The 9,928-nt window shown below is 71.5% G+C and carries 8 protein-coding genes and 2 pseudogenes; 3 read left to right on the top strand and 7 right to left on the bottom strand.

From position 1 onward, the window contains the following. Nucleotides 1-168 (bottom strand): annotated as a pseudogene (locus BFF77_RS37140) (ABC transporter permease); the annotation flags it as partial. Further along, nucleotides 165-1,181, bottom strand: coding sequence for an ATP-binding cassette domain-containing protein (locus BFF77_RS25055; RefSeq protein WP_066953700.1), 1,017 nt, complete (start codon nt 1,179-1,181; stop codon nt 165-167). The pseudogene BFF77_RS37140 and the gene BFF77_RS25055, both read right to left, overlap by 4 nt. Nucleotides 1,182-1,245: 64 nt before the next feature. On the opposite strand from BFF77_RS25055, the gene BFF77_RS25050 reads away from it, so the two are divergent. Then, entirely contained in the window at nt 1,246-1,974 is a 729-nt protein-coding gene (locus BFF77_RS25050) for a TetR/AcrR family transcriptional regulator (protein ID WP_066953696.1), read from the top strand. Nucleotides 1,975-2,040: 66 nt separating this feature from the next. Here the strand turns inward: BFF77_RS25050 and BFF77_RS25045 are convergent, their stop codons facing one another. Both BFF77_RS25045 and BFF77_RS25040 read right to left on the bottom strand, forming a co-directional pair. Next, on the bottom strand, nt 2,041-3,615 hold the full coding sequence (locus tag BFF77_RS25045; protein ID WP_066953693.1) for a cryptochrome/photolyase family protein: 1,575 nt from the start codon (nt 3,613-3,615) through the stop codon (nt 2,041-2,043). A 467-nt stretch (nt 3,616-4,082) separates the two neighbouring features. After that, the gene (locus BFF77_RS25040; RefSeq protein WP_066953690.1) at nt 4,083-6,134 is read right to left on the bottom strand and encodes a PA14 domain-containing protein; all 2,052 of its coding nucleotides are present in this window, start codon (nt 6,132-6,134) and stop codon (nt 4,083-4,085) included. Between the two features lie 332 nt (nt 6,135-6,466). On the opposite strand from BFF77_RS25040, the gene BFF77_RS34755 reads away from it, so the two are divergent. Together BFF77_RS34755 and BFF77_RS25030 are read left to right on the top strand one after the other, a co-directional pair. Further along, complete coding sequence (locus BFF77_RS34755) at nt 6,467-7,204, top strand: hypothetical protein (RefSeq protein WP_066953687.1); 738 nt, start codon at nt 6,467-6,469, stop codon at nt 7,202-7,204. Nucleotides 7,205-7,885: 681 nt separating this feature from the next. After that, nucleotides 7,886-8,485, top strand: coding sequence for a hypothetical protein (locus BFF77_RS25030; RefSeq protein WP_066953685.1), 600 nt, complete (start codon nt 7,886-7,888; stop codon nt 8,483-8,485). Between the two features lie 54 nt (nt 8,486-8,539). Here BFF77_RS25030 and BFF77_RS25025 read toward each other — a convergent pair whose 3' ends face one another. The 3 genes and pseudogenes from BFF77_RS25025 to BFF77_RS35910 form a co-directional block, all read right to left on the bottom strand. Next, nucleotides 8,540-8,932: a hypothetical protein gene (locus tag BFF77_RS25025; RefSeq protein WP_066953683.1), complete on the bottom strand. Its 393-nt coding sequence runs from the start codon at nt 8,930-8,932 to the stop codon at nt 8,540-8,542. Further along, nucleotides 8,929-9,375: a VOC family protein gene (locus BFF77_RS25020; protein ID WP_066953682.1), complete on the bottom strand. Its 447-nt coding sequence runs from the start codon at nt 9,373-9,375 to the stop codon at nt 8,929-8,931. The genes BFF77_RS25025 and BFF77_RS25020 overlap by 4 nt, the downstream gene beginning before the upstream one ends. Beyond that, nucleotides 9,372-9,928, bottom strand: a pseudogene (locus BFF77_RS35910) (MmcQ/YjbR family DNA-binding protein); the annotation flags it as partial. The pseudogene BFF77_RS35910 and the gene BFF77_RS25020, both read right to left, overlap by 4 nt.

Here is a 9,928-nt window from a genome sequence, read left to right as displayed (position 1 = left end):
GCGGTACTGCTCGCCGGGCGTCGCCAGCGCGCTGCCGAAGACATAGCCGAAGAAGAGCAGCATGTTGATCGGCATGGTCTGGGTGAGGATCACCACGCCCGGCGCGTGCCTGATCCGCTGGAGATGGCGTCCGAGGACGGTCCCGGTCTCGTACACGACGGCGCTCATGCCGCGTGCTCCTTTCCGTGGTGGCGGCGGATGTCCGTACCGCGGTCCGAGGCGCGGCCGGTCAGTCGCAGGAAGACCTCGTCGAGCGTCGGCGGGCGCAGACTCGCGTCGGCCACCGGCACACCCGCCGCGTCCAGTTCCCTGACGAGCCGGGGCAGGGTCAGCGACGGGTCCGTCGCCACGGCTCCCGCCGTTCGGCGCTCCCGGTCGAGTACGGGCTCCGCTCCGGTCAGCCGGTCGAGCACGCCCGCGGCCGTGACGAGCGCGTCCTCGGCGGCCCGGCCCGCCGTCTCCCCGGCGAGCACCACCTCCGCGTACGAGCCGATCAGCGACTTCAGCCCGGCCGGACTGCCCTGATGGGCGGCGCGGCCCCGGTCGATCAGCACGATGTCGTCGGCCAGCCGGTCGGCCTCCTCCAGATACTGCGTGGTCAGCAGGACGGTGGTGCCCCGGTCGGCGAGTTCGCGTACGGCGTCCCAGATCTGGTTCCTGCTGTGCGGATCGAGTCCGGTGGTCGGCTCGTCGAGGAAGAGCACCCGGGGACGGGTCAGCAGGCCGGCGGCCAGATCCAGCCGCCGCCGCATCCCGCCCGAGTAGGTCCGTGCCGCCCGGTCGGCGGCGTCCGTCAGCTCGAAGCGCTCCAGCAGCTCATCGGCGCGGGCCCGGCCCGGGGCGCCTCTGACACCGAGCAGCCGGGCGAAGAGCCGGAGGTTCTCCCGGCCGGTCAACTCGCCGTCCAGGGAGGTGTCCTGGCTGGTGACACCGATCGACCGGCGCACGGCGCCCGGATCGCGGATCACATCGTGTCCGGCGACCAGGGCGGTGCCGGCGTCGGGTGTGGTGAGGGTGGTCAGAATCCGTACGGCGGTGGTCTTGCCCGCGCCGTTCGGTCCGAGCACCCCGCAGACGGTGCCCTTGGCGACGGCGAGATCCAGCCCGCGCAGGGCATGCACCCGGCCGGCGCCGAAGCGCTTCTCCAGACCTTCACTAAGTACGTCGTACGTAGTTGTCATACGGCTCACCGTATCTCACTACGTACGTTGTACGTAACTAAGATGGTGGACGAGGTGATGACCGATGGCGGGGCGACCTGCTGAACCCCACGTGATCTGGGCACGCCCGGAGCGGGCCGGCCGCGGTCCCAAGCCGGCGTTCAGCCGCGCCGATATCGCGGCGGCGGCCGTCCGTGTCGCCGACGCGGGCGGCATCGACGCCGTGACCATGCGTCAGGTCGCCGCCGAACTGGGATGCGGCACGATGTCGCTGTACAACTACGTGCCGCGCAAGGAGGACCTGTACGAGCTGATGGCCGACCGGGTCGCCGGTGAGTACGACCTGCCCGAGAAGCCGTCCGGGGACTGGCGGGCCGACCTGACCGCCCTCGCGCACCGGGCCCGCGCGATGATGCGGGCGCACCCCTGGATGGCGCGGCTGATGTCGGCGGTCTACGGCTTCAGCCCGAACGCGATGCGCTACCTCGAACACAGCCTGGCCTGCCTGGACGCCCTCGACCTGCCCTACGGCGAGAAGATGGAGCTGGTGGCGATGGTCAACGGCGTCGTGACCACCTATGTCGCCAACGAGTTGCAGACCGCCGAGCGCGCCAGGTCCCTGCCCTGGTCCGCGGAGCAGGAACACGCCGTACGCATCGCCTACATGGGGCGCGAGATCGCCTCCGGCCGCTATCCCCGACTGGCGGCGGCGTTCGCGGAGGACTCGGGGCCGATCGATCTGGACGCCGTCTTCGACCGCGCGCTCGCACGCGTCCTGGACAGCTTCACCACCCGGCGCCCGGAGAACCCCTAGACCCGCCCGCTCTCAGTGGTCGTCGCGCGTCGGCGGGGAACGGTGCCGCGATCCTCGCCGGGCCGGTCAGGGCGGTGTGTCGCCGCGGCGCGCGGTCGCGGCGAGGAGTCCGGGCAGGTCCGTGAGACGGTCGAGGCCCTTGACGGCGCGGGCCGTGCGGTGGTTGGCGGCCAGCCGGTCGCGGTGGCGGTGGAGGAAGGCCCAGTAGCCGGCGGTGTAGGGGCAGGCGTGGTCGCCGGTGCGGTGGGTGGGGCGGTAGGCGCAGGGGCCGCACAGGTCGCTCATCCGGTGGATGTAGGCGCCGCCGGAGGTGTAGGGCTTGGTGGTCATGAGGCCGCCGTCGGCGTACTGGGACATACCGACGACGTTGGGGAGCATGACCCAGTCGTAGCCGTCGACGAAGCAGCGGTGGAACCAGTCGGTGACGGCCGCCGGGTCCCAGCCGTCCTGGAGGGCCCGGCTGCCGAGCACCATCAGCCGGGGGATGTGGTGGGTCCAGCCGGTGTCCCGCACCTGGGCGAGCACGGTGGACAGGCAGTGGGCGGTGACCGCGTCGGCGTCCAGGTCGAGGAACCAGTCCGGCAGGGGGGCGGTGTGGCGCAGTGCGTTGCGGTGGCGGTAGTCCTCGCCGAAATGCCAGTACAGGTGCCAGACGTACTCGCGCCAGCCGGCGATCTGCCGGACGAAGCCCTCGACGCTGTTGAGGGGCGCGTCGCCGGCGCGGTAGGCGCGTTCGGCGCGGTCCACGCATTCGGCCGGGTCGAGGAGACCGAGGTTCAGGGGTACGGACAGCAGGCTGTGGCTCATCACCGGGTCGGCCGCGAGCATGGCGTCCTCGTGGCGGCCGAAGCCGGGCAGCCGGTGGGTGACGAAGTGCCGCAGCGCGGACAGCGCCTCGCGCCGGGTGACGGGAAAGCGCCTGGGGCCGTCACGGCCGGCGAAGGAGACGGCGCCGTCGCGTTCCCAGCGATCGAGGTCGTGGCGGACCTCCTCGTCGATCGCGTCCTCGCCCGGCCGCCAGGGGCCCCGGACGTCGAGGGTGTCCCGTCCGCGCGGCGGGGGTTCGCGGTTGTCGTGGTCGAGGTTCCACCGCCCGCCCGCGGGAGCGTCGCCGTCCATGAGCAGGTCGTGCCGCTCGCGCACCCAACGGTAGAAGCCCTCCAGCCGCAGGCCTTTTCCGCCGCCCCGGCCGGCCCACGCGGCGAAGTCGTCGTGGCTCACCAGGAAGCCCTTCGCCGGCAGGATCTCCACCCCCTCCAGCGCGCCGACGAAGTCCAGCGCCCGGCGCGAGGTGGGGTGGCAAACCGTCAGCCGGTCACCGGCGCCGCGCTCCCGTGCGGGACCCGCGCCCCGGTCATGGGTGCCCGAGCGGCGGGACACCGGACGCCCGAGGGCCTGCTCCAGACCCTCGGCGTACGTCTCGGCCCGGACATAGGTGACCCGGTCACCGAGTTCGGCGGCACGGTGCCGCATCGCCGAGAGCACCAGATGGGCCTTCGCCCGGTGGAAACGGCGCCGGCCCAGCACCGAACGCGCCTCGATCATGACCACCGGGGCCCGGGCGTCGGGTCCGCCGTGGCGCGGGTCCAGGAAACGCGGACCGAGCTGGTCCCCGAACAGCCAGTGGGGGCGTGGCGCCATGGATTCCGCCTCTCACAGCCGTTGTCCCGCCGCCCACCGCCGGTGCCCCGCGCGAACACGGCGCCGAGAGGACAACGCGAGCGGGAGCGGGACAAAGGCGAGTCGAAGATGCCGCTACAGCTGTCGGCACACGGGCCGGCACACCGCGCGATGTTCGTACGGTGGCCGTCAGGACAGGAATCCCGGGTGTCCCGGACTCGCGGTGATGCCACGCGACGTTAACACCTGGCGTGAGCGCGGCCCCGATTCCGCCGTGACACGCCGCGCCGGTTTCTCCGCCCGGATTCAGGACCTCCCGCGGCTGAGGGCTGTCCTCCCGTAGCCGCCGGCGGGCGCCCGCGCGGCCGGTACGGCACCTCGCCTCGTCGCGGGGACGCCCCCGTACGACCGGTACGGGGGCGCCCCTCCGCCTCAGGCGCACCGCGTCCCGCGCCACGCGCCGATCCGCCGCGGATGACGGACAGCCCTCAGACGCGGTCCTGGAAGACGCAGTTCCATGTGTGTGTGCCCGCGACGCCGCCGTCGGCGCGCACCGCCTCCAGCGTGTAGAAGTACGTGGTCCCGCGCGTGGCCGTGGTGTCCGTGAAGGCGCGGGTCTGCGCCGGCAGCGGTTCGGCGTGCAGCGGCCGGTACGCCTTGGCGGCCGGGTCCCACCTGCTGACCCGGTAGCCCGTGACGGTGTCGCACTCGGCCGTCCTGTCGCACCGCCAGCTGATGGACGGCCCGTCCTGGCCGGGTCCGCCGATCACGGTGCCGTAGCCCATGCTGCCGAGGTCCCAGTCCCGGGTGACCGTCACGGACGGCCGGACGTCCAGTTCGGTGGCCTCGACGACCACGGCCTTCGGGTCACCCGGGCGCAGTCCGTTGCCCCAGCGGTCCCTGGCGAGGACCGCGTACACGTATGTCTCGCCGTCCGGCAGGTCACCGCAGAGGACCGCGAGCGGATCGCTCGTGCCCTCCGCGCAGAAGTTGGTGCCGAGCCACTTGACCGTGCCGTCGGCCTGCCGGGCGCCGGTCCAGACGTCGTAGCGTTCGACGTCGTCCTCGGCCGAGGCGGTCCAGCTCACCAGCACGCCGTCGGCGCGCGGGGTGGCCTTCACACCGGTGACCGGGCCGGGCGCGACGCGGTCGCCGGTGCGGACGACGAGCGGGGCGGACAGCGCCGACTGGTTGCCGGACGGGTCCACGGCCACGACCGCGTACGTCACGTACGTACCCGCGGGCATGCCCAGGTCGTGGCAGATGCCGTCGGTGCTCGTCTCGTCGCTCTCCTCGGCGCAGGTCACGCGGGTGAGCGCGGCGGGGTCGAGTGTCCTGCCGGGGGAACGGTAGACGCGGTAGGTCCCGCCGTTGTCGAAGTCCTCGTAGAAGCCGTCGGGCTGCTTCCAGTACACCTTGGTGTAGTCGGCGCCGACGACGGAGCCGAGGGAGGTGGGGGACTTCGGCGGCGTCCGGTCCACGCCGTCGCCGGTGACGGTGGCGTACGCCGACGGGTTGCCGAGCGCGTCGAGGGCGCGGACCCGGTAGTACCGGGCGGTGTTCGGGGGAGCGTCGGTGCGGTACGACGCCGAGGCGGTCGTACCCAGCAGTTCGAACGGGCCGGTGGCCTTGGGAGCGGCGTACACCTCGTATTTCGCGGCGTCGGCGACCCCCCGCCAGGCCAGGGTGGCCCACCACGCGTCGCCGGTGACCGTGAGACCGGCCGGCGCCGCCGGGCCGGTGCGGTCCACGGTCGCGACGGTGGCGTCGGGGCCGCCGGCGGACTCGCGGCCCGCCTTGTCGACGGCGCGGACCTCGTACAGGAAGGTCTGGCCCGTGGCGGGCGTGGCGTCCACGAAGGACGGGGAGGTGAGCGGCGACGTGCCGCTGGCCTTCGCCCACGAAGTGGTGCTCAGCCGGCGGTACACGCGGTAACCGGCGAGGTCCATCTCCTTGTTGGCGGTCCAGCGCAGGGTGGTCTTCGTGCTGTCCCGGCTGTACGCGGCGGTGAGGCCGGCCGGGGCGAGCGGCTTGACCGTGTCGACGGTGGCCTCGGTGCGCGGGGCGTATGTGAACGCGGCGCTGGCGAGACCGGTCCAGGCGACGTAGTCCACGCGGATCGTGTGCTTGCCGGCCGGGACGGTCAGGTCGACCGTCTTGCGGGCGGTGGCGGAGACGTTCTTCCACAGGTCGATCTTCCGCACACCGTCGACGTAGACGCGCATGCCGTCCTGCGTGGCGGCGGAGAGCCGGAAGGGGCCGCCGGAGCCGAAGTCCCGGGTGAGGGACCAGCGGACGGAGAAGTTGTCCTTGGGCAGCGTGACGCCGGGCGGGTCGCCCTGCCCGTAGTTCTCGGCGACGGCGGAGTCGCAGGCGGTCAGCTTCGGCGTGCCGCTGAAGGTGGAGTTGCCGAAGTACTGAGCCTTCCAGACGGGAGAGGCGCAGGTGACAGCCGCGGAGGCCGGGGCGGCGGTGATCAGACCACCGGTGGCCGCGAGAGCGGCGGTCGCGGCCAGCGCGATCAGCCGGGTACGAGTCATCACAGAGTGCGGGGCCCCTTCCGGACCAATGGGGAACAGGTGAAACAAGTGGCGCCAGTGTGACCGATGAGATGGGCGCAGGGTTGCCCTGCCCCCCGCACCTTCCGTCAGGAGGCGGCGCTCTCCCTCCTCGACGAGGAACACCGGCCGGTCCGCGGCAAGGAACACCGGCCGGTCCGCCTCCGCACCCGCGCGACGTCGTTTCCTCGGCCCGGCAAGCTCAAGGGGCCGGGCGCTGCCGGTGGCGGGTATGGGCGGCCGTCCGGCCGGTGTGTTCCCCTACGTGCCGGTGTGTTCCCCCACGTGAACGGGGGAGAGAGGTGGGGGGACCCATGGAGCAGGCGTCGCACAAGGCGATACGGACCGCGATATGGCTGCTGATCGGCGTCGTGGCTCTCGTTCTGGGAGTGGCGACGGCTTTCCGGATCGGCGAAGCGCGGGAGCGCGAGCGGGAGTTCCGTGCCGCGCCGATGTGCGCCTCCGCCCCGGTGAAGGCGTCGGGGTGCCTGTGGGAACAGCGATTCACCGTTCGCGGGGCCGACCTGAACCGAGCCGAGAAAGGCGAGTCGCCGGAAGCGGAATTGACACTGCCGTCCGGTGAGTCATGGAAGGTGACGTTCGCGCAAACGGATCCGGTGCTGTCGGAGATGGCGCCGGGTGACGATGTCGTCGGTCTGGTCTGGCACGGGCAGGTCGTCGAGGTACGGGATGCCGACGGACGGCGGCAGCAGACGTCCGCGGGGCCCCTGGGACGGCCGGAGGACCGCCTCGGCGGCGCGCTCGCCGGCATTTCCCTCGGCCTGACCGCCCTCGTCGGGGGGCTGTGGCCACTCTTCGCCCCGGGCAACCGGCGTCACGCGAAAGCGGCGACCGTGGTGCGGTGGCACGGTGTCGGCCTGGGGGCCGCCGCCATCCTGACGCTCTGGGCGCAGGCGGCCAACGACTGGCCGATGTGGGCGATCCCGGCGATCTGGGGGCCGCTCGCAGTGCTCCTCCTGGCCTCCACGGTGGCCTTCGCCGTCGCCGCCCTCCGCGGCGACCTGGAGGACGACACCCCGTCCACCCCATGAGCGCCGTCGCCTCCGCCCTCGCCGAACCGAGTCGTCGCCTCAGGTACGGGCGGCGGGGCGAAAGGCGGACGGCGGGCGGCGCTGCTCGGACGGAATCCCCGGCGCGGCCGGTCGCGCACCGCTCGCCGTGAGGGAAAACGGACGAAGACGCTGGTCCTCGACGACCGAACGGCTGGCGCGGACCGGCGCGAGGGCGCCGCGGGCCTCCGCCTTCCTCGGCGATGCCCGATACGATTTTCAGCCTCGACCGGAAGTCCCGGTACTATTCCCTCGGCTTCACCCGGACCGTCGGGTGAGGAGATGGTGCCGATATGACTGTGGTGCCGATATGACCGTTCGAATGGGAACGCGAGCACGGCGTAATGCCGAGCGGTAAAGCCTCTCTTGCCCGCTTGTTGTCATTCGGCAAGTCCGCCCGCATTCCGCTCGACCGCCTATTTCTTCACCGAAAACACCGCCGGGACAAGTGGATCACCCGGTGTGCCTCATCGCATTCCTCTCCGGGTGCCGCGTTTCGCCGCAGGTGCCGGAGGATTCGTCCGATGTTCTTGCGAAAGAAATTGCCCGGACGGTTGACCAGTACTATCGTGGTTCGAAGGCATGTGTGACGGGAACTGGCCTGTCGTTTTCGTGGTAGAGTCTTGATGAATTCATAGGACGCCACGAAAAAAGGGGAATGGCGTGAATACCGAGAAGGTCACGGCTCGACGTCTTACGGCCGAGGAGGTTTCACAGTTGGGCCTCCAGGACGGCATCTTCGTCTCGGCAGAGATGGATGGCCTTCCTCTCGACTGCTACGCGCCGGCTTTCCTTGCGGAGCCGGGTAAGAATTCCGAGGGAGGGTCCTTCGCCGTGCGGACCGCCTTCGGTGAGGAAATCCACGTTCTCCCGGACAATGCCGAGGAGCGCGGGATCTGGGCCGCCGACAAGGGCGGGGAGGAGATCGAGGTTCTCCAGAGCGCCGGCGTCCTCCTGAACGTCGCCCTCTTCGTGCCCAACGGGAACAAGGAGTCCCTGGAGGCGCTCTACTCCTCCGCGCGCGACGCGTTCGGCGCGGGGATCGTCCAGCGCTGGAGCGAGGAAGTCGTCGCGGTCCCGGACGTCAAGGTCGACCTGTTCGAGGAGCCGACCCGGGGCCGGAAGAACGCGGGCGCTCAGAACCGCGACCGCCGCGCCCTGGACATCTACCCGACGCGCGTGCGGTTCCTGGAGCCCAGCGACGGCTGGAAGTTCATCGTCGAACCGCACAAGGAAGTCGTCGACGACACCCCGACGATCTGACCTGACGGCGGCCCGAGGGCCACGCCGGCGGGCCGTCCCCTCCCGGTGGCGCGTTCAAGGGGGCGTGACGACCCGCCGGCCGGCCGCCGCCGGCTCGTTCCGACGCTCGGCCGGGGAACCCCGGCCGAGCGTCTCGCGTGGACGGGACCCCCGAGCGCTCGGCGGCGAGGCCGAGGCGGCCGATCCCGCGATGACCGCCGCCATGCGCAGCTCGACCCAGTTGTAGCGCAGGTCGGAGGCGCGCGGCAGCTGGAACGTGCCGGGGGCCGACGCGATCAGCAGATCGCGTTCCTCCTTGGGGAAGGCGAAGCCCAGGGTCGTCTCGTCCGGGGAGACCGTGGCGTACACGATGCGGCCGACCTTGAACTTGATGTACTCCCTGATCAGGTGCTCCTCGGTGCGGGGCAGCGGTTGGGCCGCCTCGCGGACGTCCTGGAGGGTGATCACGCGTTCTGCTCCCCGTCGGCGTGCTGTGCGGACTCGTAGTGGACCAGCTCGACCAGCAGGCCGGCCGGCGGGCGGGCGTACAGGAAGGCCACCCGCATGCCCACCCGCGCGCCCTTGCACGGGTGCGCGTCGATCGAGGTGAAACCGTGGCCGCGCAGCCGGGCCATCTCGCCTTCCAGGTCGTCGACCTCGAAGGCGACGTGGTACAGGCCCGGACCCTCCCGGTCGAGCCGGCCGGCGATGGCGGAGTTCTCCCGGACCGGGGAGACGATCTCCACGGCGGGGTTCCCGGCACCGCCGGAGAACTGCCAGAACTCGCAGTCCACGCCGTAGTCGTCCACAAGCCCGTCCTCGTACTTGCGCATGCCCAGGGCGGTCATGAAGGCGGCGACTCCGGTGGGGTCGTCGGTCGCCAGCCCGATGTGGTCTATGCGAAGGATCACCTTGTGTCCGATCGAGTCAGTTTGATGTAGGTGTAGTCGTCGAGCATCTTGGCGAGGGGACGCCCGGGGCACCCGTACGAGGCGGCGAGGGCCTCCTCGTCCAGAAGGCTGTCGGCGAGGAGCCGGCGTGCCCAGTCCCGGTTGAGCCGTTGATGGGACAGATACGCTTCCGCGTTCCGGCCCCCGTGCAGCCTTCCGGCGATGGCCTCGTCCCAGGGGACGAGGGTGCGCGGGCGAAGACCGTGGAGCAGTTTCGAGGCGGCGGTCGCCCCCAGCGAGCGGGGGCGGTGCGGTGTGCCGACGCGGAGCCCGGCCAGTGCGGCGTAGCACTTGCCGAGAGGCGCGATGTCGTCGTCGGTGAGCTCGCTGAGCGGTGTCCCCGGGTCCGGCAGGTCCGCGTACCAGCACGCCGTCCACTCCCGCAGCCCGAGGTCGAACAGGTCGGTCTCCCCGGGACGCGGGTAACGGATCCTGCATCCCCAGGAGTTCAACCATCGCAGAAGGACGGGCGGATCGTCATGGGGCAGCGGCTCGTACGCCCGCGCCGGCGCGG

The organism is Streptomyces lushanensis (assembly GCF_001700515.1).
Classification (GTDB): domain Bacteria; phylum Actinomycetota; class Actinomycetes; order Streptomycetales; family Streptomycetaceae; genus Streptomyces; species Streptomyces lushanensis.
This window is presented reverse-complemented; position numbering and strand designations above follow the sequence as displayed.

Bases quoted from the DNA above. Each gene is read 5' to 3' on its own strand.
- BFF77_RS34755 (WP_066953687.1), top strand. From the start codon at position 6,467: ATGGAGCAGGCGTCGCACAAGGCGATACGGACCGCGATATGGCTGCTG.
- BFF77_RS25050 (WP_066953696.1), top strand. From the start codon at position 1,246: ATGGCGGGGCGACCTGCTGAACCCCACGTGATCTGGGCACGCCCGGAG.
- BFF77_RS25055 (WP_066953700.1), bottom strand. From the start codon at position 1,181: ATGACAACTACGTACGACGTACTTAGTGAAGGTCTGGAGAAGCGCTTC.
- BFF77_RS25045 (WP_066953693.1), bottom strand. From the start codon at position 3,615: ATGGCGCCACGCCCCCACTGGCTGTTCGGGGACCAGCTCGGTCCGCGT.
- BFF77_RS25040 (WP_066953690.1), bottom strand. From the start codon at position 6,134: ATGACTCGTACCCGGCTGATCGCGCTGGCCGCGACCGCCGCTCTCGCG.